The sequence below is a fragment of the Brevundimonas sp. SL130 genome, from assembly GCF_026625805.1.
Classification (GTDB): domain Bacteria; phylum Pseudomonadota; class Alphaproteobacteria; order Caulobacterales; family Caulobacteraceae; genus Brevundimonas.
Window position 1 is genome coordinate 307,682 of the sequence record NZ_CP113064.1, and the last position, 20,930, is coordinate 328,611.

Here is a 20,930-nt window from a genome sequence, read left to right on the forward strand (position 1 = left end):
CCCCTGCGATGACAGGGGATAAGCGCGGCGACCCCATCCAGCCCCCGGCGAAGGGACATATGTCTCTCTATGAACGCGGCGTCCGCGCGGCCCATCGGGGCTACAAGCTGACGCTGTCCCCCCTGATCGGCCAGCAGTGCCGGTTCCTGCCGACCTGTTCGGACTATGGGCGCGACGCCCTGATCCAGCACGGACCGGTCAAGGGGGGATGGCTCACCGTGCGCCGTCTCTGTAAATGCCATCCCTTCGGCGGTTCGGGCTATGACCCGGTGCCGCCCCAGAAGACCGACGAAAAAGAACAGTCATGATCGATCTGAAATTCCCCGACGGCGCCGTGCGTCAATATCCGGCCGGTTCGACGGCGCGCGACGTCGCGACCTCGATCTCGCCGTCCCTGGCCAAGAAGGCGGTCCTGGCCGAGCTGAACGGCGAGCAGCGCGACATGGGCCGGGTGCTGGAAACGGGCGGCGACTTCCGCCTGATCATGCGCGACGACCCCGCCGCGCTTTACACCATCCGTCACGACACGGCCCACGTCCTGGCCGAGGCGGTCCAGACCCTGTTCCCCGGCACCCAGGTCACGATCGGCCCGGCCATTGAGGACGGCTTCTACTATGACTTCTTCCGCGACGAGCCCTTCTCGACCGACGACTTCGCCGCCATCGAAAAGGAGATGGGCCGGATCGTCGATCGCGACGCCAAGTTCGAGCGCGAGGTCTGGGACCGCGACGAGGCCATCGTCTTCTTCGAGGCGCGCGGAGAGAAGTTCAAGGCCGAGCTGATCCGCGACCTGCCCGAGAACGAGACCATCACCCTGTACAAGCAGGGCGACTGGATCGACCTGTGCCGGGGTCCGCACTTCCCCTCGACCCGCCATGTCGGCAAGGCGTTCAAACTGACCAAACTGGCCGGGGCCTATTGGCGCGGCGATTCCAAGCGCGAACAGCTTCAGCGCATCTACGGCACCGCCTGGGCGACCAAGGAGGATCTGGACGCCTATCTGCAGCGGCTGGAAGAGGCCGAGAAACGCGACCACCGCAAGGTCGGCAAGGCGATGGAGCTCTTCCACATGCAGGAAGAGGGCCGGGGCATGGTCTTCTGGCACCCCAAGGGCTGGATCCTGTGGCGGGTGCTCGAGGCCTATATGCGCCGCCGCCTGGACGCCGCCGGCTATGTCGAGGTCAAGACGCCCCAGGTTCTGGACCGCAAATTCTGGGAACAGAGCGGCCACTGGGACAAGTACCGCCCCAATATGTTCGTCTGCGAGACGGTCGAGGGCGAGACCCTGTCCCTGAAGCCGATGAACTGCCCCGGCCACGTCCAGATCTTCGACCAGGGCCAGCGCTCATACCGCGAACTGCCGCTGCGCATGGCCGAGTTCGGCGCCTGCCACCGTTATGAACCGTCGGGCTCGCTGCACGGCCTGATGCGGGTGCGCGGCTTCACCCAGGACGACGCCCACATCTTCTGCCGCGAGGACCAGATCGTCGAGGAGACGTCCGAGTTCATCAAACTGGCCCGCAGCGTCCACGCCGACCTGGGGATGGAGACCGCCTATATCAGCCTGGGCACCCGCCCCGAGAACCGCGCCGGTTCGGACGAGTTCTGGGACAAGGCCGAGGCCCTGATGGCCGAGGCCGCCCGCGCCGCCGGGACCGAGCCGGTGGTCACCGAGGGCGACGGCGCCTTCTACGCGCCCAAGCTGGACTTCATCGTCAAGGACGCCATCGGCCGCGAATGGACCTGCGGCACGATCCAGCTGGACTATGTCCTGCCGGAACGGCTGGACGCGACCTATATCGCCGAGGATGGCCAGAAGCACCGTCCGGTCATGCTGCACCGGGCGATTCTGGGCAGCTTCGAGCGGTTCATCGGCATCATGATCGAGAACTACGCCGGCGCCTTCCCCCTGTGGCTGGCGCCGACCCAGGCGGTCGTGGCCACCATCACCTCGGACGCCGACGACTACGCCCGCGATGTGATGGCCCGGTTCAAGGCCGCCGGCCTGCGCACCGAAATCGACCTGCGCAACGAGAAGGTCGGCTACAAGGTGCGCGAACACTCGGTCGGCAAGGTGCCGGTCATCGCCGTGGTCGGCCGCCAGGAAGCCGAACAGGGTATGGTCGCCATCCGCCGCCTGGGCTCCCAGGCCCAGACGGTGGTGACGGTGGAGGAAGCCATCCGCATCCTGACCGACGAGGCGACGCCGCCGGACTTGAAGCGAAGTGTCTAGGCGCCTGGGGTTGCGCATTTTGCGTAACATTGATATTTGACATTTCGCAATCTGGGGGTGGCGAAATGGGCAGGACGAACGTTTTGATGATCGTGGCTGCAGCGTGCGCCACGATCATTTCTCTTCCGACGACAGCTGGGGCAGGCGAGAGAGAGCGGGCCTGCGATGCGGGTTCGAGGGGTATTTCACGCTTTCAGAACGGCGGCTCGGAGGCCCGCGCTTGCGTCGTGCGCAGTCTCGAGGAGTTCCGCTTCGTTCAGTCCCCAAACGCCGATGGCGACGCCACATTGGATGTTGTGCAGAGGCATGCCCAGACCTTGGCTGACTTCTACGCCGCGAGATCCGACCAGCAACAGGCCATTCTGGATACAGGCGCCTTCTTCACTGGAACTGGAACGCTCGGGTATGCGATCAGCGGACCTGCGGGCGTGACGACCCAGAGTTACTGGGGCTACGGTGCTTTGCTGCCGGTAATTCTGGTGCAGTTCAACGCCAACGAGCCGACCAAGGATCTCTTCTTCGCCGGCGGTATCGGCATCGACCTGCTGAACGACCGCTATGTTCTGCTCAGGACGCATCTCAACGTACTGAAAACACTGGCGCCCAAACGTACCGGCTACACCACTCTGTGTAACGAGGCGGAAGAGCACCTGAAGGACGTTGGAAGCTGGGCGGCGGGTGACGACAAGACGGCCATCTTGCCGGTCGTGGAGACCGTAGCGCGGCGCTGCCGGACACAACAGGCCAATCAAGCCGCGCTCGACCTTACGACCGTCCTGGCGGATGCCTGGAAGCAGGACGCGGCTCGACGTTATGCGATCGACGTGCTGCGGTTGGATCAACTGATCACGGAGCGCGACGGACAGTTGCGCACCACCCCGACCGAAGCCCTGACCATGCTGGCTTCGACCCCGTTGAGAGCCCTGGACACTCTGATTTCAGGTGAGAACGCTCAGGCGGCGTTGAATACGATCAAGCTGCAAGACGTCCTGGCAGGGATTAGTCTGCACTTGTCCGACGCAAGGATACCTGCGCCCCCGACGCGCCTTAATGAACCTTTGACGGTGAGCGCCGCCGCAGAAGCGCGCGGAACCATCACACGTTCTGCGAGGCAGACCTCGACCGTCCTGGGAACTCTGCAATGGCTGCGGCAGGCCACAGCCGCTCTCGAGACCGGCCGAGCCGTCCAGAATGAGGAAATCCGGATTGCGGGGGATCTTCATTCCGCCAGCCAGGCGTCACAGTTGATCTTTGCCTACGATACGGCGTCACGGCGGATCCAAGTCAGGCTTCAGGCGCCTGGCGCGCAGCAGTCCCCTACCGTCTGACAGCGTGACCTCGTAAAACGGAGGCGGCTTGACCGCCTCCGTCCTGCGTCAGTCGCGCAGCAGTTCGTTGACCCCGGTCTTGGCCCGGGTCTGGGCATCCACCCGCTTGACGATGACGGCGCAGTACAGCGACGGCCCGCCCTTGGGATCCGGCAGGGCGCCCGGCACCACGACCGAATAGGCCGGCACCTCGCCCCGGAAGATTTCGCCGGTCGCCCGGTCCACGATCTTGGTCGAGCCCGACAGATAGACGCCCATGGCCAGGACCGCGCCCTCGCGCACGATCACGCCTTCGGCCACCTCGGCGCGGGCGCCGATGAAACAGCCGTCCTCGATGATGGTCGGATTGGCCTGAAGCGGCTCCAGAACCCCGCCGATGCCGGCGCCGCCCGACAGGTGGACGTTCTTGCCGATCTGGGCGCAGGAGCCGACCGTGGCCCAGGCGTCGACCATAGACCCTTCATCGACGAAGGCGCCGATGTTCACGAACGACGGCATCAGCACGACATTCTTGGCGATGTAAGCGCCCTGACGGACGATGGCGCCGGGCACCGAGCGGAAGCCGGCGGCCTGATAGTCGGCGGCGGCCCAGTCGCCGAACTTGTTGGGCACCTTGTCCCAATAGGGACCGACGCCCGGCGCATGACTGGTCGGGCCGCGGTCGCCGGCGCGCATGATCTGGTTGTCGTTCAGACGGAAGGACAGCAGCACCGCCTTCTTCAGCCACTGATGCGTGGTCCAGACTCCGTCCTCGCTGCGTGAGGCGACGCGCGCCTGGCCGGCGTCCAGCAGGGCCAAGGCGGTCTCCACGGCGTCGCGGACATCGCCATGAGTGGCGGTCGAGACGTCCGCGCGCTCTTCCCAGGCGGCCTCGATGACGGATTCGAGATGCGACAGGTCGGTCATGCGGCTTCGTCCTTGAAGTTCAGGGCGTTGAGGAAATCGAGAAGATCGGGGGCCATATGGTCGATATGGTCGCCCAAAGGCTTTCCGTGACCGTCGCCGATCAGAATCGTGGCCATGCCCAGAGCCTTGGCCGGCTCCAGGTTTCTGGGCGTGTCCTCGAAGAAGGCGGCGCTGCGGGGCTCAAAATTGAACCGTTCGATCATGTGGCGGAAGGTCGAGGGCTCGGGCTTGGGCGTCAGATCCCCGTCCTCGATGGCGAAGACGCCTTCAAAACAGTCAGCGATCCCGATCCGATCCAGCACCCGATGCGCATAGTCGCGTGCGCCGTTGGTGAAGACGAAACAGCGGCCCGGCAGGCGCTTCAGCCGATCCGCCAGGCGCGGATTGGGCTCCACCCCGTCCAGCGGCACCTCATGCACCACCCGCAGGAAGTCCTCGGGATCGATGGTGTAGTTGGCCATCAGCCCGGCCAGGGTGGTGCCGTGCTCGTCCAGAAACTGGCGCTGCAACACCCGCGCCTCCTGCGGCTCCAGCCCGACGGCCTCGACCACATAGGCGTTGATCCGCGCCTGGACGAGGGACATCAGCCCCTGGTCGCGCGGATACAGGGTGTCGTCCATGTCGAACACCCAGGCGTTGACGTGCGACAGGTCGATCAAGACGCCTTCACCAGGGTGCCGGCGCCGAACTCGGTGAACAGCTCGACCAACATGGCGTGGGGCCGGCGGCCGTCCAGAATGACGACGGCCTCGACCCCGGCGCGCACGGCGGTCATGGCCGTCTCCAGCTTGGGGATCATGCCGCCGTTGGCGACGCCGGTGTCGATCAGGCCTTGGGCCTCCGCCAGGGTCATCTGGCGGATGATCTCACCGTCCGCCCCCTTGACCCCCGGCACGTCCGTCAGCAGCAGCATCCGCTTGGCGTTCAGAGATCCGGCGATGGCGCCCGCCACCGTATCGGCGTTGACGTTATAGGTCTGGCCGTCCTCGGCCACCCCGATCGGGGCGATGACCGGAACCCAGTCCTCGGTCTCCGACGCGATCAGCCCCTTGATCAGCTTGGGATCGACCTTGGTCGGTTCGCCGACATAGCCCAGATCGACCTCGTGCTCGATCATGCTGTCGGGGTCGCGCTTGGTGCGGCGGGTCTTCTCGACCGTCAGCAGGCCGGCGTCCTTGCCCGACAGGCCGACGCCGCGCACGTCCGCCTCCTTGCCCGCCATGGTGATCCAGTGGGCGATCTCTTTGTTCACGGCGCCGGACAGCACCATTTCGGCGACCTCCATCGTCGCCGGGTCGGTGACCCGCAGCCCGTCGACGAAGCTGGATTTCACCCCCGCCTTCTCCAGCATAGCGCTGATTTGCGGCCCGCCGCCGTGCACCACGACCGGGTTCACCCCCATCAGCTTCAGCAGCACCACATCGGCCGCGAACTGACGCGCCACGGCGCTCTCGCCCATGGCGTGGCCGCCGTATTTGATGACCACGGTCTCACGGTCATAGACCTGAATATACGGCAGGGCCTCGGCGAGCGTCTTCGCCGTCTCCCAGCTGCGTTCTTCGGACTGGCGTTCTGTTTCGTTCATCACCGGCGCGAGATAGCGGGGGATGGGGGCGGTGTCACGTGGGAAGGCTCACGCCGTGGAGAGATTGGCCACACACAGGGTCTGGCCTATGAACAGCCCATGATCCGAATTTGCATCGACGGCTACAACCTGGCCATGTCCAAGGGCACTGGCATCGCAACTTATGGCCGTTCGTTATTGCAGACAGCGACCCAAATGGGGTTCGGTACAGAAATTCTCTTTGGTCCGGCCGCGCCGCGCAGCCGGTCTTCTCTGGTCAACGAGGCCAATGTCGTCGGCCCGACGTCACCGGTTCAACGCCGTCCTGTTGAAAGGGCTCTGCGCTATATAGAGGCCCGAACAGGTGGGTGGGGCTTGAAGGCTTGGCCGACGCCGATATCCGGCGAGGTGTTGTGGCCGGAATCTCGTGGTGGTCAACCACCAGCCAAGGCTCTCTGGGTCGCCGATTCAGCCTACTCACGCGCAGCGCGTAGCTTCAAGAAGCACAATCGAATCCTGTCCGTTCGCTTCGACGCAAACTTCGATCGTCCCGCGCCAGACGTGATGCACTGGACGGTCCCGTTACCTTTGCATGCGACCGGCCGTCCCAACATCTATACCATCCACGATCTGATCCCGCTGACAGCGCCTCACACCACCATCCACGACCGCGACCTGTTCATGCGCCTGCACGCACACATCGCCAGGCGCGCAGACCATATCGCCGTGGTGTCGGAAACCACCCGTCAGGATGTCATTCGGCTTCTCGGCGTTCCGGAAGACAGGGTGACGAATACATATCAAACGCTGTCCATCCTCCCCCAGCACACCGCTAAAACAGCAGAGGAGGTTTCCAGAGATATTGAGGAAACATACGGGCTCGGCTGGAAGGACTACTATATCCATTTCGGTGCCATAGAGCCGAAAAAAAACCTCGGACGCATCGTCGAGGCCTACATCGCCTCCGGCTCTCGACGCCCCCTAGTCATCGTTGGCGGTCGGGGCTGGCTGCAGGAAGACGAAACCGCTTTGATCGCCCAAGTCCGGCGAGACCAGACTGCCGCCTCAGAACGAATCCGCACCTATGATTTCCTGTCACAGTCTCATCTGGTCAGCTTGATCCGGGGAGCCCGGGCCTTGGTCTTTCCTTCCCTCTACGAAGGTTTCGGCCTGCCGGTTCTCGAAGCTATGAGCCTGGGCACAGCTACACTGACCTCCAATCGAGGCGCACTGCGCGAAGTCGCAGGAGATGCAGCTCTCTTGGTGAAGCCCGAGGATGTGGACTCGATCCGGCGCGGCCTGCAAGCGTTGGACTCTGACGGTTCTCTGGTCGAATTCCTTGAGATGAAGGGACGTCTTCAAGCCAAGATCTTCAGCCCGGGCGCATACGGCGAACGCCTGAAAACCCTTTATGCGATCGTGACATAACATCGCGAATGGACGAACTGAGTTAGACGATGGTAGGCTTGGCCACTGTCGATATGTGCATTTTGGATACGGATGAAACGCACCGCACTAACTGTCCTGGGAATGCATCGCAGCGGCACATCCTCCGTAGCCGGCGCACTTGCTCTCCTCGGCGCGACAGCGCCAAAGACCATGTTCGACCCTAGCCCCGACAACCCTAAAGGTTACTGGGAAAGCCGGGCGGCCGTCCATTTGAATGACCGCATGCTCGGCATCGGCGGCTCTTGGTGGAATGATTGGCGCCCCCTCGAGCCGACGCGCTACTCCGAGACGCAGACGGGTGATTTCCGGTCAGAGATCATCAGTCTGCTACAGTCCGAATACGGGCAGGCGGAAACTATCGTCCTGAAAGACCCACGTCTGTGTCGGCTATGGCCGATATGGGAACCCGCAGTGATTGAGAGCGGTTTCGAGCCGGGATACGTCCTGCCTCTGCGCCCTCCTGCGGAGGTGGCTCGGTCGCTGCTCATGCGCGACGGCTTCTCAATGGAGGAGGGTTTGTTGTTGTGGCTGCAACATGTCCTCAGCGCGGAACGCTACAGTCGCGGTCGGCCTCGCGTCGTTCTGAGATGGTCGGATTTCATCCAGGACTGGTCCTCCCAAGTAGCGCGCATCGCTCAGTCCCTTGACTGGATCCATGACCCCAGCCCTGCGGCCGCCGCTGCTGTCGACGACTTTCTCGCCCCGGATCCGCGCACGCGGCGCAGCACGCTTTCCGAAGCCAGACAACCGAGCCAAATTCATGACTGGGCGAACCAAGCCTATGGGCTGATGACCGCTTTGATGCTCGAAGACACGGCTGCAACCCATCACCGCATCGACGACTTAGCCCGTCTCTTCGACAGCGCCTGCGGCCTGTTTGGCGCCGCGCTGGCACCTGCCTTGGTGAAAGCTCAGACTGCACAAACCTATCAGATGGAACGAGACCAGGCCCTGCATGAGGCCAGCGTCGCTCGCGACAGGATAGCGACCCTCGCTTCTGAATCGACCGAGCGCGCAGACCAACTGCGTATCGCCCTTCAGTCGGTGCAGACGCTGGAGAGCCAGAAGAGCGAGCTTGAAGTTCACGCACGTCGTGACGCCGTCGTCATCCGTCGCATGGCTGCCAGCATCGATCGTCTGACGGACGCCGTGGCCCGAGCCGACGCTCAGACCGACGCCGTGGTCGAGTCGCGCGCCCAAGCTGAAAGCGTGATTCAGGCCATGACCTTGGTCCGGACTCAAGTCGAAGCTCTTGAGCAATCCCACGCCCGGGCTCAGGCGCTGGCGAGCGAGCAGTCGGCCGGCCAACTGCAGACCCTGACCGAGACCCTGGAGCGTACTTTCGATCAGGTTCAGCGCCAGGCCCGTGTCGGCGCCGAGGAAGCCCAGGCTCGCATCGTTTTCGAGGTAGCGGCTCGTCAGGAGCAAGCCAGAATTTCGGACCAGGCTTTGACTGAGCAACGCCGCGAAGCCGTCATCAAGGCGGAACGACAGGCCGAAGCCCTGTACCAGACCCAGGCTGCGCTGGACGCCGCCCGCGCCGACCGGAATTGCTTGGAAGATCAGATTAGGCGCCATCCCTTGGCGACTTGGAGACGCTTGCGCGCTGCGTCGCAAACAGCGGACTGAGCCTTTACCGCACGGCCCGCCCGCGTAGTGGCGGATCAGCCATTCACGTCACGACCTATTGAGGCCCCGCAAGCCGTTCGGTCGCCTGTGTCGCTAAATCCAAGGTGACGGAAGCTCGTCTATCACTCATTCTCTAGAGCATGGCTCGCTTTGACGGAATCGGGATTCCCAAGTTTGCGGTGATCTGATTCAACATTCGTGCTGGATGGGAGGCCAGCCCGGATGACGGCTCCTTATTCGATGGATCTTCGTGAGCGAGCGTTGGCGCGTAAGGCGGAGGGCGAGACACACCGGGAGATCGCGGCGGCGCTTCGGATCAGTCCGTCTTGCGTGTCCAAGTGGACGAAGCGAGTTGGAGAGACAGGTTCGGTGGCGCCGGGCCAGGTCGGCGGCCACAAGCCTCGCACGCTATCAGGAGACTGCGCCGAATGGCTGCGCACCCGCATCGCCTCAGGGCCGTTCACGCTCAGAGGGCTGACGGCCGAACTTGCCGCGCGCGGGATCAAGACCGGCCCTCGAGCGGTGTGGGTGTTCGTGCACGCTGAAGGACTGAGCTTCAAAAAAAACACTGCTGCCTGAGGAGCAGGCCCGGCCTGACGTCGCGCGCCGCCGCGCACGCTGGAAGGCGCATCAGGGGCGGATCGACCCGTCGCGACTGGTGTTCCTGGACGAGACCTGGGTCAAGACCAACATGGCGCCCTTGCGCGGCTGGGGGCCGAGGGGGCGACGCTTGAAGGGCCACTCGCCCTTCGGTCACTGGAAAACCCTGACCTTCATCGCCGCCCTGCGCCATGACCGGATCGACGCGCCCTGGGTTATCGATGGTCCGATCAACGGCGCGATCTTCCTCGTCTACATCGAGAAAATACTGGCGCCGACCTTGTCGCCTGGCGACGTCGTCGTCCTCGACAACCTCGGCAGTCACAAGGGCAAGGCCGCCCGCGCCGCTGTCAGGGCCAAAGGCGCACACATGATCTTCCTGCCCCCTTACTCCCCCGACCTGAACCCCATCGAACAGGTCTTCGCCAAGCTCAAACACCTCATGCGCAACGCCCAGCCCAGAACCTTTGAAGCCACATGGCGAAAGGCCGGAGAGATCATCAATCTCTTCAGCCCCGCCGAATGTGCGAACTACCTCGTCAACTCAGGATACGGTTCCGTGTGAAGGAAGCACGCTCTAGGGCTAGAGTACGATTTGAACGGCGTGATCTGGAAGTCGGATTTGTCGTCGGAAGAACCCGGCTGCACCGCCTTCTGTCCCGACGAGGCCGGGGTCGGCGACATCTCGGTCCTTTACCGGGGCATGGGCGTTATCGCCGCCACGGCGGACAAGAATCCACGCAACTTCCTCGACCTGTCGGTCGATGCGCTCGCCACCTACACCACGCCCTCCTGGGGCGCTTTCCGATTGGGCGGTTTCGTCAAATTCGAGACGGACCAGCAGTTCGACGCCCAGCAATGAGCTTACGGCGCGCGCGCCGTATATGCGACGCAGGATTTTATTGGACGCAAGGGAGACTCCCTTGCCCTCTATCTCGGCTACGGCCGAGTCGAGCCGGGCGAGGACGAGGCTCGAAAGGCCGCGCTCGGCGTCACTAACCTCGACGCCTACGACCGCATCGAGGTCGAAGCCCACTATATGCTCCGCACCGGCTGGTCCCTCGTCGATGTGATAGAGCTCAACTATCGTACATTCCAGGAGATCGACGCCCCGACGCCGATCCGCGCGGCGGGCCTCCAGCGGCATGAAATGGCGGCAGTTCGCTTCAAATTACCGAACGACCTCTTCATCGCCTACAGCGACGGCAGCCTGCCCTTTGATCGTAAGGGCGATCAAGTGGTCAAGATCGGCTGGTCCTACAAGCTCTAACCCGCCAGCAGCGCCAAGACCTCCGCCCGCTCCGGCGCGGACGGCTGAGCCCCCGGCCGGGTGACCGAGACCGCCCCCGCCGCACAGGCGAAGCGCAGCGCCTCGCCCGGCTCCATCCCCTCGAGCAGAGCCACGGTGATGGCCGCCACAAAGGCGTCACCGGCGCCCGTCGCATCGACGGCCTCGACAGACGGCGGCGCTGCCCAGGCCATTTCGACGCCGCGCTGGTACAGGGCGGCGCCCTTGGCGCCCTTGGTCACCACCACGCGCCCGCCGCCGCGGTGCAGGCCGTCGCCATAGAAGGCGGCCTCGGTCTCGTTGACGACGATCAGATCGGCGCGGCGCAGCAGCATCTCCGACACCGGCGCGGCGGGGGCCAGATTGGCGCAGACGAAGCCGGTCGCCCGGCCGACCGCCGCCTCAACCGTCGCGATCGGCAGTTCCAGCTGGACGATCAGGGCGGCCTCGATCCGTTGCGGCAACTGCTCCGGCGTCACCAAGTGATTGGCGCCGGCCGCGACCACGATCTGGTTCTCGCCGGTCGGATCGACGGCGATCAGGGCCACGCCGGTCGGGGCGGCAAGGTCCGTCTCCACCCCCGACAGATCGACGCCCAGGTCGGCCATCAGGGCCAGGGCCTCGCCGGCCATGGCGTCGTCGCCGACCCGGCCGATCAGGCTGACCTCGGCGCCCAGTTTCTCAGCGGCATAGGCCTGGTTGGCGCCCTTGCCGCCGGGATAGCGGCCCAGGGTCGCGCCCGTCACCGTCTCGCCGGGCGCCGGCAGGTGGGGCGCCGCAGCGACCAGGTCCAGGTTGATCGAGCCGACGACGGTGATCCTCATCCCCCTCGCTCTCCCTGGGCGCCCTTCAGCGTCTCGGCCAGCAGGTCGAACACCCCCTGCGCGTCCGCCGCGACGGCCCAGCGGTGGCGCGCTGTGGCGGGATCGACGCGGAACTCCACCGCCGTATGGCCGCGCGTCAGCTCCGAGCCCGTCTCGACATCGATCCGGCAGGGCTTCAGCGTGAACAGGTCCGGCTTCATCAGCCAGGCGATGGGACAGGGGTCGTGCAGGGGCGACGCCGTCTCTCCCCCGACCTGGCCGGTCGCCTGCCGCTCGGTCCGCTGCGAGAACCGCAGCAGGGCCGCCGTCGTACGCGCCGGTTCGGTGCGGATTTTCTCAATGGCGCGTATCCGCTCTTCGGTCGCGCGCACCTGATGCGTCACGTCCAGACCGAAGGCGATCACCTCGCAGCCCGAGCCGAACACCACCGACGCCGCATCGGGGTCGGCCCAGATGTTGAACTCGGCCGAGGCGGTGACATTGCCCCCCTCCGACCGCGCCCCGCCCATGACCACGACCGGGCCCAGGTGTTCGGCCAGCCGCCGTTCGCGCTTCATGGCCAGGGCCAGATTGGTCATCGGCCCCAGGACGGCGACGGCGACCGATCCGGCCGGGCGTTTCATCACCAGATCGACGATGGCGTTGGCCGCAGGGCCGTCGCCGATGATGCCGGTGGGCGCGAACGGTTCGAGGTCGCCCAGCCCCTCCGGCCCATGGAAGTCGCCCGCCCCGGCCGGGGGCCGTTTCAGCGGCCGCTCGGCGCCGCCGAACACGGGCACGTCGTCCCGACCGGCGATCTGGCGCATCATCCGCGCATTGCGCTGGGTCAGGGCGGCGGGGACATTGCCGCCCACGGTGCAGACGGCCAGCAGCTCCAGCTCGGGGGCGGCGAAGGCCAGGAAGAGCGCCACGGCGTCATCCACGCCGGGGTCGCAGTCGATGATCAGGGATTGGATAGACACAGGCTCCGTTTGCCGCCCCCGAGGCCTGCGGGCAAGACCGTTTCGCTCCTTATCCCGCGTGAATCCGGCGCCTTTTCCAGCCAAGCTGGACCCGCTTGACGTCCGCCTCCCCCGGCGTCACCCTGATGCTGTTCTCCGGGGGGTCGCAATCGAGCGGCTGAGATAGAGGTTTCTCCTCTGACCCGTCGAACCTGATCCGGGTCATGCCGGCGAAGGGATGAGTACGCTTTTGGTCCACGCGCCCCGTTCGGGCTCAAGGCCCCTCGCGCCCGACGTCGGCGGACCTCACACCGTTTGAGGCCGCCATGAATATCCAAGTCACCCCGCCCGCCCTGCCCGAAGAGCCGAACGTCGAGCTCGCCCTCAAGGACGCCCGCGAGCAGGTGATGAAGGAGACCGGCGCCATCCCCACCGGCGAGCGCGCCGGGTCGCGCAAGGTCTATGTCGCCGGCGAGCTCTACCCCGACATCCGCGTCCCCTTCCGCGAGGTCGCCGTCCATCCGTCGGCCAATGAGCCGCCGGTGACCATCTATGACTCCTCCGGCCCCTATACCGACCCGACAGTCACCATCGACATCAAGCGCGGCCTGCCCTCGGTGAAGTCGTCCTGGCAGCTGGATCGCGGCGACATCGCCCCGGTCGCCAACCCGCGCGAGGTCAAGCCCGAGGACAACGGCCACGCGTCGGGCAAGAACCTAGCCCCCCGCTTCGACACCTCGCACCACCGCGTCTTCAAGGGCGTCGAGGGCCGCCCGGTGACCCAGTACGAATACGCCCAGGCCGGGATCATCACGCCCGAGATGGAATATGTCGCCATCCGCGAGAATATGCGGCGGGAGGCAGTGGCGAGTGGCGAGTGGCGAGTGGCGAGTGACGTCGCCTCCACCATCACCCTAGCCGACGGCACGACGGTCCCCGTCCCCTCTTCCTCCTCGCCACTCGCCACTCGCCACTCGCCACTGGAGCGCGACGGCGAATCCTTCGGCGCCAGCATCCCCGACTATGTGACCCCGGAATTTGTGCGCTCCGAGATCGCGCGCGGCCGCGCCATCATCCCGCACAACATCAACCACCCCGAGGTCGAGCCGATGATCATCGGCCGCAACTTCCTGGTGAAGATCAACGCCAACATCGGCAACAGCGCGGTCCTGTCGTCGGTAGACGACGAGGTCGACAAACTGGTCTGGGCCACCCGCTGGGGCGCGGACAATGTCATGGACCTGTCGACCGGCCGCAACATCCACAACATCCGCGACTGGATCATCCGCAACTCGTCCGTCCCCATCGGCACCGTGCCCATCTATCAGGCGCTGGAGAAGGTGAACGGCGTCGCCGAGGACCTGACCTGGGAGGTGTTCCGCGACACCCTGATCGAACAGGCGGAACAGGGCGTCGACTATTTCACCATCCACGCCGGGGTGCGCCTGCCCTTCGTGCCGATGACGGCGAAACGCGTCACCGGCATCGTCTCGCGCGGCGGCTCCATCATGGCCAAATGGTGCCTGTCCCACCACAAGGAGAGCTTCCTCTACGAGCATTTCGAGGACATCTGCGACATCATGCGGGCCTATGACGTCAGCTTCAGCCTGGGCGACGGCCTGCGTCCCGGCTCGATCGCCGACGCCAATGACGAGGCGCAATTTGCTGAGCTACGCACGCTCGGCGAACTGACCAAGATCGCCTGGGCCAAGGGCTGCCAGGTGATGATCGAAGGGCCCGGCCACGTGCCGATGCACAAGATCAAGGCCAACATGGATGAGCAGCTGAAACACTGCCACGAGGCGCCCTTCTATACGCTTGGCCCGCTCACCACCGACATCGCCCCCGGCTATGACCACATCACCAGCGCCATCGGGGCGGCCATGATCGGCTGGTTCGGCACGGCCATGCTCTGCTACGTCACGCCCAAGGAGCATCTGGGCCTGCCGGACCGTCAGGACGTCAAGGACGGCGTCATCACCTACAAGATCGCCGCCCACGCCGCCGACCTGGCCAAGGGCCACCCCGCCGCCCGCCTCCATGACGACGCCCTGTCGCGCGCCCGGTTCGAGTTCCGCTGGGAGGACCAGTTCAACCTCGGCCTCGACCCCGAAACCGCCCGCAAATACCACGACGCCACCCTGCCCAAGGAAGCCCACAAGACCGCCCACTTCTGCTCCATGTGCGGCCCGAAATTCTGCAGCATGAAGATCAGCCAGGACATCCGCCGGGATGCGATGGCGCAGAATGACGCGGGGGGGAGTTTGGCGGATGCGGAGGCCGGGATGGCGGAGATGAGCGCGAAGTTCCGTGCCGGGGGCGGGGCCATTGAGGTGAAGCTGTAAGCCATGCCCACCGTCCTGCGCCTCGGCCCCCGACGGTTCTATTTCTACAGCCATGAGCCGAACGAACCGCCGCACGTCCATATCGATGAAGGCGACCGCTCGGCCAAGGTCTGGCTGGAGCCCGTGGCCCTGGCCCGCAACCTCGGCTTCCGGGCGCATGCGTTGAATGATATCCTCAATCAGGTCCGCGAGCACCGGACCCCGCTTCTGGAGGCTTGGCATGGCTATTTTGGCGACGGCCGCTGACGAACGCATCTCCGATGTGCGCATCGACGACGACTATCTGACGGTCGAGCTGATGGACGGCCGCATCATCTCGGCCCCCCTGGCCTGGTACCCCCGCCTGCTGAACGCCTCCCCGGACCAGCGCGCCCGCTGGGAACGCGCCGGCGGCGGCTACGGCTTGCACTGGCCGGATCTGGACGAGGACCTCTCGACCGAGGGGCTGCTCAGAGGCGCCCCGGCCCGGGCCGCCTAGCGACCGGTTCGGGGTCCGCTGGGAGGACCAGTTCAACTTAGGCCTCGACCCCGAAACCGCCCGCAAATACCACGACGCCACCCTGCCCAAGGAAGCCCACAAGACCGCCCACTTCTGCTCCATGTGCCGCCCGAAATTCTGCAGCATGAAGATCAGCCAGGACATCCGCCGGGATGCGATGGCGCAGAATGATGCGGGGGCGAGTTTGGTGGATGCCGAGGCCGGGATGGCGGAGATGAGCGCGAAATTCCGCGCGGGGGGCGGAGTGGTGGAGGTTAAGGTGTAATGCACCGCTTGGAGTCAGTCGGTTAACCAAAAACCAGCGATGGTTGCGATTCAAGTGCAATCAGTTCATGGTTTGTTCTCATGGCCGAAACTAGCATCGAATGGACAGACGCGACCTGGAATCCGGTCGCGGGCTGTCTCATCATCTCTCCGGGATGCACGAACTGCTATGCCATGCGTATGGCCGCGCGGCTCGAGGCTATGCGCGTGCCAAAGTATGAGGGGCTGACGCGAAAGAGCGGCCAACGCTACATCTGGACAGGGAAAGTCCGGCTGGACGAGGCCTCGCTCGATATTCCGCTCAAATGGAAGAAGCCGCGCAAGATTTTCGTGAACTCCATGTCGGATCTATTCCACGCCGATGTTCCCGCGGAGTTTATTGCGCGCGTTTGGTCTGTCATGGAGCGGACGCCTCAACACACCTACCAAATCCTCACGAAGCGGCCCGAGCGGATGCGCGAGGTTTTGACGACATTGGGGCTGCCCGCGCTGGAACACGTCTGGCTCGGAACCAGCGTTGAAGACGCTGCGGTTCTGCCCCGTCTCGATGATCTGCGCGCCACACCCGCCATCATTCGGTTCGTATCCTTCGAACCCCTGATTGGATCAGTGGCGAACGCAAACCTAACTGACATCCATTGGGCTATCGTCGGCGGAGAATCTGGCCCCAGAGCGCGACCAATGAACCAAATTTGGGTCGATGAAATCCGCCTTCGCTGCCGGACATTCGGCACCGCGTTCTTCTTCAAACAATGGGGCGGAAAGAACAAAAAAACGGCGGGTAGAACCTACCTGGGGCAAACATGGGATGAACTACCTAGCCTTCAATAAATGTTCGACTATCGGCTTAGCTGCGCTCCATGCGGCTGAGCTTGGATTCGCCATCAAGAAAAAGAGCGAAAACATTGGAGCTCCTTGGTCGTTGTAAAGCCGTTTGGGACCCGCAACCCTAGGGAAGATCGTTCTGAAGCGCGCAGATACGAAATCTTCCAAAACGGCAAGATCGCTTGTGCGCTTTGTCTCGACGACGTCATCGCCAAATAAGTCCCGATGAGCCTTCGAATTGTACCAAGCCTGTTCCCAAGCGTCGGTGCCCAGGAAGCGAGTGAGCGAAGCCCTCTTGACCTCACAAAGGTCAGACGGATCTTTCGTAGCTTGACGATAAAGACCAGACAGCGACACGAGATACCAGATGTCCATCGCCTTGGTTCGGGCGATTGCCTCGAGTGTCGCCCAGTCCACTTGAAGACCATATGGATCTAAAAACACCACAGCACGGGTGCTCTTCCAACCATTCCAGTCTTCGGCGAGCTTTAAAAGGTCATTAGCATCGCCCCTATGGACCGTTATATTTCGATCTGGATATTTTGCCTTTAGAGCTTCGAGGGCAGCCACATGTTTTGGCTTCTGCTCCATAAATATAAGGCGGTCGAAAGGTGGATTTATATCTATAGCGATCTGAGCCGATCCCTTTCGACGATCCAATGATTCAGGAATGTGTCCAGCTAAGGTATCCTCAGCCGCGATGCGTTTAGTAATTTCGCCCGTCCCCGCGAATGCGTCGATGTACCAAAGCTTGAAATTTTTGGTTCGCATTAACGTCGCGTAAGATTGCAAATAGCCCTGCACCATCGAAAGCTTAAGGCTCGTCGATAGACTGCCGAATTCGTGTTCGCCAATTTCTGACACGTTTCCCCCCTCGTGTAGAATCGTATTGAGCCTCACAACGCCAAGATGTGCAACAGATGCCCACCCTCGTCCTCCTCGCCGGACCCAACGGCGCCGGCAAGACCACCTTTATCAACCGCTTCCTGCGTCAGCGGGCGGAGGCCTTCCAGTTCGTGAACCCGGATGAGGTCGCGCGCGGCCTGACGGGCGGAGGCGCAGCGCGCGATCTGGCGGCCGGGCGGCTGGTGCTGGAGCGGCTGGACGCCCTGTTCGTCGAGCGGGCGGACGTAGTGCTGGAGACGACCCTGGCCACCCGCTCCCACGCCCCACGCATCCGCCGTTTCAAGGCCGCCGGATACAGGGTTGAACTGATCTATCTGCGTCCGCCCTCTGCGGACTTCTCCGTCGCCCGCGTGGCGCGCCGCGTGGCTCAAGGCGGTCACGGCATACCGGAAGACACGCTGCGCCGACGTTTCGCGCTCAGCCTCGACTATCTGGAGACGGTCTACAAACCGCTGGTGGACTCGTGGGAGGTCTATGCAAGTAGCGACGAGGAGACCGAACTGCTAGATTGGGGTCCGAAATGAACACGATCTTCGACCGCGAAACCACGCTGAAAGCCCTGCGCGACGCCGCCCGGATCGCGCGGGAAGGCACGCGCGAGGAGAAGTCCGGCAAGTTCCTGCCGCCGCCCGGCTGGAAGGGGCATCTGGTCACAGCCGCCGATGTTCCGGCCGCGCCCCGCAAGAAGAAGACGGCCTAACCCTCTCCTTTCGTCATCCTCCGGCAAGCCGCGTCTTCGCGGCGCAGACCGGGGGACCCAGTTGCCTGCGCGAGCAGGACCCTGTCGCGGACTCGGCGTTCGAGATCGGTGCGGCGGACGGATTTCGCCTTCGGCGCCTCCCCTGGTCCAAGCTTCGCCTGGCCAGAGGATGACGAAGGGTCCCCCGGTTCCGCTGCGCGGCCCGGAGGATGACGAAAGTTTGGGACGGCGCGGATCGAGGGGCCGGCCCCCTTGTGTGTCGATTTTCGGTTAGTTTGCGAATGCGGGCGGTTGTTAGCGCAACCGCCCGCCGCGGCCTTGAACCCGCATGCCCCCTGGCTTTGATGCCGTGACGGAGCCTGGGTCAGGCTGTGATCTTCCAAACCCGAACAGTTGCACGGGACGAGGATCCCGCACTGGCAAGGAAGGGTCGCAAGATGACACAGGATAGAGTGTTTGTCGGCATTGATGTGAGCAAGGCGAGGCTGGATGTCGCCTTGACGACGGGCGAGGCCTGGTCGGTGAGCAATGATCGGGCGGGCTGGCGCGCCTTAGCCGACCAGCTCCAGACGATCCGGCCTGAAGCCGTCGGGCTAGAGCCTTCGGGCGGCTACGAACGGGGCCTGGTCGAGGCCTTGACGCAGGCCGGCCTTGCGGTGCGGCGGGTGGAGGCCGGTCGGGTCCGCGCCTTCGCGGGTGTTCTGGGCCTGAAGGCCAAGACCGATCTGATCGACGCCCAGCTGATCGCCCGCTTCGTCCAGACCCTGCCGGGACGGACGGTGGAGCCCAACGCCCGCGCCCAGGCTCTGGCTGAGTTGGTCGATGCCCGCCGCGCCCTGTGCGAGGAACAGGTTCGGGTCCGCAATCAAGCCGAACAGGTGCGCGACCCGATGCTGCGTCGCATGGCCGCCCGCCGCCTGAACCGGATGAAGGCCGACGTCGTGCTGCTGGAGAAGCGTCTGGCCGCCACCGTCGCCGCCGATCCCGACCTGGCCGAGCGCGACAGGTTGATGCGCTCGGTCCCCGGCGTCGGCCCGGTGTTGAGCTGGACCCTGATGGCCCACCTGCCCGAACTTGGTCGGCTGAGCCACAAGCAGATCGCCGCCCTCGTCGGCGTCGCCCCCTATGACCGCCAGAGCGGATCCTTGAAGGGCCGAAGCATGATCCGAGGCGGGGACGCGCCGTGGTCCGCAACGTCGCCTATATGGCCGCACTGATCGGGGCCCGCCACAACCCTGTCCTGGCCGCTATGAAACAGCGCCTCGCCGCAAAGGGAAAACCCGGAAAGGTCATCCTCGTCGCCCTGATCAACAAGCTGATGACCCTGCTCAACGCCGTCGTCCGCGACCGTTCCGAATGGAGAATCGCAACCCACTGACAAACACAGTTGCTCCGTCTCGTCGCTGCGCGACGATCCACCTCCCCCAAGGGGGAGGATCTCTAGGGCGACCGAAATCCTCCCCCCTTGGGGGAGGGGGACCGCCGCGCCTCTTGCGCGGGGGTGGAGGGGGCCCGGCGCGCGCAATTCCGCGACGAAAGCCCCAGGTTTTCAAACCCTTGCCCCCCGCACCGGGCGATCATCTCATCACGGTCCGAAACGCGCCTATACTGCCCGCCGGGTCTTTGACATCGCCATCCCCTGCGCCCGTCGCCGCGCGCCAGAATAGACGAAAATAGACTCATTTTTTTCGAGTCGAATGAGTCTATTTCGCCGGCCGTCAGACCTCGGCCGCGATCTTCCTCAGGGCCTCTTCGAACGCCGCCGCCGGCTGGCCGCCGCTGATCAGATATTTGCCCTCGACCACCACCGCCGGGACCGAGGTGATCCCCCGCGACCGCCACAGGTCCTCGGCCCCGCGCACGTCCTGGGCGTAGCGGCCCGAGGCCAGGACCTCGCCCGCCTCGGCCCGGTCCAGGCCGGCGGCCTCGGCGGCCATGGTCAGGACGCCGGCGTCGGTCAGGTTGCGGTTCTCGGTGAAGTGGGCCGTGAACAGGGCCTGTTTCAGCGCCTTCTGCTTGTCGGGCGCGGTCTCGTGCGCCCAGTGCAGCAGGCGGTGGGCGTCGAAGGTGTTCCAGATGCGGCTGTCGTCGGTCATGCGCATGTCGAAGCCGCTCCCACCTGAAATCGAAGATTTCAGGTCTTTCCAAGCATCGGCGGCCCGCTCGCGGATCATGGCGCGGTTGGCGGCCGACTGTTCCGGGGTGGCGCCGTATTTGCGGCCGATATGCTCGACGATGTTCTCACCCTCGGGCGCGATCTGGGGATTCAGCTCGAAGGGCTGAAAGGCGATGTCGGCGCCGATCCCCTCGCCCTCCAGCTTGGCCAGCGCCGTCTCCAGCCCGCCCAGACCGACCACGCACCAGGGGCAGACCACGTCGGAAACGAAGTCGATCTTCAGGGTCTTGGTCGGAACGGCTTGGGTCATGGGCGCGGCCTTCTGGAACAGAGAGTGTTCCGGATCATATGGGGAAGGACGCCCCGAACGCCAGACCGTCTCCTTCCCAAGGCGTCGGCGGGGTCCCTAGTGAGAAGTGCGAGTGAGCAGGAGGTGAGCGGCGCGGTTCAGGCTCTTGCGATCCTCGCTCTGTCGCGTCGCCCGAAGACCACGCTCACCCCTTGCTCACTCGC

23 protein-coding genes, 1 pseudogene and 1 riboswitch are annotated in these 20,930 nt (G+C 64.4%); of the genes and pseudogenes, 17 read left to right on the plus strand and 7 right to left on the minus strand.

Features of this window, described 5'->3' with window-relative positions:
• Window positions 1-59 precede the first annotated feature (59 nt).
• The 3 genes from yidD (at window position 60) to OU998_RS01475 (ending at window position 3,561) form a co-directional block, all read left to right on the plus strand.
• A complete protein-coding gene (gene yidD / locus OU998_RS01465; RefSeq protein WP_267515079.1) occupies window positions 60-308 on the plus strand; it encodes a membrane protein insertion efficiency factor YidD in 249 nt (82 codons plus the stop codon).
• Window positions 305-2,233 carry a threonine--tRNA ligase gene (gene thrS / locus OU998_RS01470; protein WP_267515080.1) on the plus strand — a complete coding sequence of 643 codons (1,929 nt, stop codon included), beginning with the start codon at window positions 305-307 and terminating at the stop codon, window positions 2,231-2,233. Before yidD ends, thrS begins: the two co-directional genes overlap by 4 nt.
• A gap of 86 nt (window positions 2,234-2,319) precedes the next feature.
• Window positions 2,320-3,561: a hypothetical protein gene (locus tag OU998_RS01475; protein WP_267515081.1), complete on the plus strand. Its 1,242-nt coding sequence runs from the start codon at window positions 2,320-2,322 to the stop codon at window positions 3,559-3,561.
• Window positions 3,562-3,609: 48 nt separating this feature from the next.
• Here OU998_RS01475 and dapD read toward each other — a convergent pair whose 3' ends face one another.
• Genes dapD through argB form a run of 3 tightly spaced genes read right to left on the minus strand, consistent with a single transcriptional unit; the run spans window position 3,610 to window position 6,052 of the window.
• Window positions 3,610-4,467, minus strand: coding sequence for a 2,3,4,5-tetrahydropyridine-2,6-dicarboxylate N-succinyltransferase (dapD, locus tag OU998_RS01480; RefSeq protein ID WP_267515082.1), 858 nt, complete (start codon window positions 4,465-4,467; stop codon window positions 3,610-3,612).
• Entirely contained in the window at window positions 4,464-5,126 is a 663-nt protein-coding gene (locus OU998_RS01485; RefSeq protein WP_267515083.1) for a pyrimidine 5'-nucleotidase, read from the minus strand. The genes dapD and OU998_RS01485 overlap by 4 nt, the downstream gene beginning before the upstream one ends.
• On the minus strand, window positions 5,123-6,052 hold the full coding sequence (gene argB / locus OU998_RS01490; RefSeq protein WP_267515084.1) for an acetylglutamate kinase: 930 nt from the start codon (window positions 6,050-6,052) through the stop codon (window positions 5,123-5,125). The genes OU998_RS01485 and argB overlap by 4 nt, the downstream gene beginning before the upstream one ends.
• Window positions 6,053-6,151: 99 nt before the next feature.
• On the opposite strand from argB, the gene OU998_RS01495 reads away from it, so the two are divergent.
• The 5 genes from OU998_RS01495 (at window position 6,152) to OU998_RS01515 (ending at window position 10,979) form a co-directional block, all read left to right on the plus strand.
• Window positions 6,152-7,459: a glycosyltransferase family 4 protein gene (locus OU998_RS01495; protein ID WP_267515085.1), complete on the plus strand. Its 1,308-nt coding sequence runs from the start codon at window positions 6,152-6,154 to the stop codon at window positions 7,457-7,459.
• 72 nt (window positions 7,460-7,531) lie between these two features.
• Entirely contained in the window at window positions 7,532-9,109 is a 1,578-nt protein-coding gene (locus tag OU998_RS01500) for a hypothetical protein (RefSeq protein WP_267515086.1), read from the plus strand.
• Window positions 9,110-9,331: 222 nt separating this feature from the next.
• Window positions 9,332-10,274 (plus strand): IS630 family transposase gene (locus tag OU998_RS01505; RefSeq protein WP_267513427.1). Its coding sequence is split into 2 segments (ribosomal slippage): window positions 9,332-9,667 and window positions 9,669-10,274, totalling 942 coding nucleotides; the frame shifts between segments, so codons are not numbered across the junction.
• A 30-nt stretch (window positions 10,275-10,304) separates the two neighbouring features.
• Complete coding sequence (locus tag OU998_RS01510) at window positions 10,305-10,571, plus strand: hypothetical protein (protein WP_267515087.1); 267 nt, start codon at window positions 10,305-10,307, stop codon at window positions 10,569-10,571.
• 177 nt (window positions 10,572-10,748) lie between these two features.
• The gene (locus tag OU998_RS01515) at window positions 10,749-10,979 is read left to right on the plus strand and encodes a hypothetical protein (protein ID WP_267515088.1); all 231 of its coding nucleotides are present in this window, start codon (window positions 10,749-10,751) and stop codon (window positions 10,977-10,979) included.
• On the opposite strand, the gene OU998_RS01520 is transcribed toward OU998_RS01515, so the two are convergent.
• On the minus strand, window positions 10,976-11,821 hold the full coding sequence (locus tag OU998_RS01520; RefSeq protein ID WP_267515089.1) for a ribokinase: 846 nt from the start codon (window positions 11,819-11,821) through the stop codon (window positions 10,976-10,978). The genes OU998_RS01515 and OU998_RS01520 overlap by 4 nt on opposite strands.
• A complete protein-coding gene (locus OU998_RS01525; RefSeq protein ID WP_267515090.1) occupies window positions 11,818-12,783 on the minus strand; it encodes a nucleoside hydrolase in 966 nt (321 codons plus the stop codon). The genes OU998_RS01520 and OU998_RS01525 overlap by 4 nt, the downstream gene beginning before the upstream one ends.
• A 126-nt stretch (window positions 12,784-12,909) precedes the next feature.
• Window positions 12,910-13,019: riboswitch (TPP riboswitch) on the plus strand.
• Window positions 13,020-13,088: 69 nt separating this feature from the next.
• Here OU998_RS01525 and thiC point away from each other — a divergent pair.
• The 5 genes and pseudogenes from thiC (at window position 13,089) to OU998_RS01550 (ending at window position 16,701) form a co-directional block, all read left to right on the plus strand.
• Window positions 13,089-15,107 carry a phosphomethylpyrimidine synthase ThiC gene (gene thiC, locus OU998_RS01530; RefSeq protein WP_267515091.1) on the plus strand — a complete coding sequence of 673 codons (2,019 nt, stop codon included), beginning with the start codon at window positions 13,089-13,091 and terminating at the stop codon, window positions 15,105-15,107.
• Between the two features lie 3 nt (window positions 15,108-15,110).
• Window positions 15,111-15,353, plus strand: coding sequence for a DUF4160 domain-containing protein (locus OU998_RS01535; RefSeq protein ID WP_267515092.1), 243 nt, complete (start codon window positions 15,111-15,113; stop codon window positions 15,351-15,353).
• Complete coding sequence (locus OU998_RS01540; RefSeq protein WP_267515093.1) at window positions 15,328-15,585, plus strand: DUF2442 domain-containing protein; 258 nt, start codon at window positions 15,328-15,330, stop codon at window positions 15,583-15,585. Before OU998_RS01535 ends, OU998_RS01540 begins: the two co-directional genes overlap by 26 nt.
• A gap of 4 nt (window positions 15,586-15,589) precedes the next feature.
• Window positions 15,590-15,871: pseudogene (locus tag OU998_RS01545) on the plus strand (phosphomethylpyrimidine synthase ThiC); the annotation flags it as partial.
• An 80-nt stretch (window positions 15,872-15,951) separates the two neighbouring features.
• The gene (locus OU998_RS01550; protein ID WP_267515094.1) at window positions 15,952-16,701 is read left to right on the plus strand and encodes a DUF5131 family protein; all 750 of its coding nucleotides are present in this window, start codon (window positions 15,952-15,954) and stop codon (window positions 16,699-16,701) included.
• Here OU998_RS01550 and OU998_RS01555 read toward each other — a convergent pair.
• On the minus strand, window positions 16,684-17,559 hold the full coding sequence (locus tag OU998_RS01555) for a three-Cys-motif partner protein TcmP (RefSeq protein WP_267515095.1): 876 nt from the start codon (window positions 17,557-17,559) through the stop codon (window positions 16,684-16,686). The genes OU998_RS01550 and OU998_RS01555 overlap by 18 nt on opposite strands.
• A 56-nt stretch (window positions 17,560-17,615) precedes the next feature.
• Here OU998_RS01555 and OU998_RS01560 point away from each other — a divergent pair, with 56 nt between their 5' ends.
• From OU998_RS01560 to OU998_RS01575, 4 genes are all read left to right on the plus strand, one after another.
• The gene (locus tag OU998_RS01560) at window positions 17,616-18,125 is read left to right on the plus strand and encodes an AAA family ATPase (RefSeq protein ID WP_267515096.1); all 510 of its coding nucleotides are present in this window, start codon (window positions 17,616-17,618) and stop codon (window positions 18,123-18,125) included.
• Window positions 18,122-18,301, plus strand: coding sequence for a hypothetical protein (locus OU998_RS01565; protein WP_267515097.1), 180 nt, complete (start codon window positions 18,122-18,124; stop codon window positions 18,299-18,301). Before OU998_RS01560 ends, OU998_RS01565 begins: the two co-directional genes overlap by 4 nt.
• Window positions 18,302-18,738: 437 nt before the next feature.
• Window positions 18,739-19,518, plus strand: a complete 780-nt coding sequence (locus tag OU998_RS01570; protein WP_267515098.1) for an IS110 family transposase — start codon at window positions 18,739-18,741, stop codon at window positions 19,516-19,518.
• Window positions 19,485-19,679 (plus strand): hypothetical protein, encoded by a 195-nt coding sequence (locus tag OU998_RS01575; RefSeq protein ID WP_267515099.1) that lies wholly within the window; start codon window positions 19,485-19,487, stop codon window positions 19,677-19,679. The genes OU998_RS01570 and OU998_RS01575 overlap by 34 nt, the downstream gene beginning before the upstream one ends.
• Window positions 19,680-20,019: 340 nt before the next feature.
• On the opposite strand, the gene OU998_RS01580 is transcribed toward OU998_RS01575, so the two are convergent.
• Window positions 20,020-20,727 carry a DsbA family oxidoreductase gene (locus tag OU998_RS01580; protein WP_267515100.1) on the minus strand — a complete coding sequence of 236 codons (708 nt, stop codon included), beginning with the start codon at window positions 20,725-20,727 and terminating at the stop codon, window positions 20,020-20,022.
• Window positions 20,728-20,930 lie beyond the last annotated feature (203 nt).

Coding starts and splice junctions, on each gene's coding strand:
- yidD (WP_267515079.1), top strand. CDS start 60: ATGTCTCTCTATGAACGCGGCGTCCGCGCGGCCCATCGGGGCTACAAG.
- thrS (WP_267515080.1), top strand. CDS start 305: ATGATCGATCTGAAATTCCCCGACGGCGCCGTGCGTCAATATCCGGCC.
- OU998_RS01475 (WP_267515081.1), top strand. CDS start 2,320: ATGATCGTGGCTGCAGCGTGCGCCACGATCATTTCTCTTCCGACGACA.
- dapD (WP_267515082.1), bottom strand. CDS start 4,467: ATGACCGACCTGTCGCATCTCGAATCCGTCATCGAGGCCGCCTGGGAA.
- argB (WP_267515084.1), bottom strand. CDS start 6,052: ATGAACGAAACAGAACGCCAGTCCGAAGAACGCAGCTGGGAGACGGCG.
- OU998_RS01495 (WP_267515085.1), top strand. CDS start 6,152: ATGATCCGAATTTGCATCGACGGCTACAACCTGGCCATGTCCAAGGGC.
- OU998_RS01500 (WP_267515086.1), top strand. CDS start 7,532: ATGAAACGCACCGCACTAACTGTCCTGGGAATGCATCGCAGCGGCACA.
- OU998_RS01515 (WP_267515088.1), top strand. CDS start 10,749: ATGCTCCGCACCGGCTGGTCCCTCGTCGATGTGATAGAGCTCAACTAT.
- OU998_RS01520 (WP_267515089.1), bottom strand. CDS start 11,821: ATGAGGATCACCGTCGTCGGCTCGATCAACCTGGACCTGGTCGCTGCG.
- thiC (WP_267515091.1), top strand. CDS start 13,089: ATGAATATCCAAGTCACCCCGCCCGCCCTGCCCGAAGAGCCGAACGTC.
- OU998_RS01535 (WP_267515092.1), top strand. CDS start 15,111: ATGCCCACCGTCCTGCGCCTCGGCCCCCGACGGTTCTATTTCTACAGC.
- OU998_RS01540 (WP_267515093.1), top strand. CDS start 15,328: ATGGCTATTTTGGCGACGGCCGCTGACGAACGCATCTCCGATGTGCGC.
- OU998_RS01550 (WP_267515094.1), top strand. CDS start 15,952: ATGGCCGAAACTAGCATCGAATGGACAGACGCGACCTGGAATCCGGTC.
- OU998_RS01560 (WP_267515096.1), top strand. CDS start 17,616: ATGCCCACCCTCGTCCTCCTCGCCGGACCCAACGGCGCCGGCAAGACC.
- OU998_RS01565 (WP_267515097.1), top strand. CDS start 18,122: ATGAACACGATCTTCGACCGCGAAACCACGCTGAAAGCCCTGCGCGAC.
- OU998_RS01570 (WP_267515098.1), top strand. CDS start 18,739: ATGACACAGGATAGAGTGTTTGTCGGCATTGATGTGAGCAAGGCGAGG.
- OU998_RS01580 (WP_267515100.1), bottom strand. CDS start 20,727: ATGACCCAAGCCGTTCCGACCAAGACCCTGAAGATCGACTTCGTTTCC.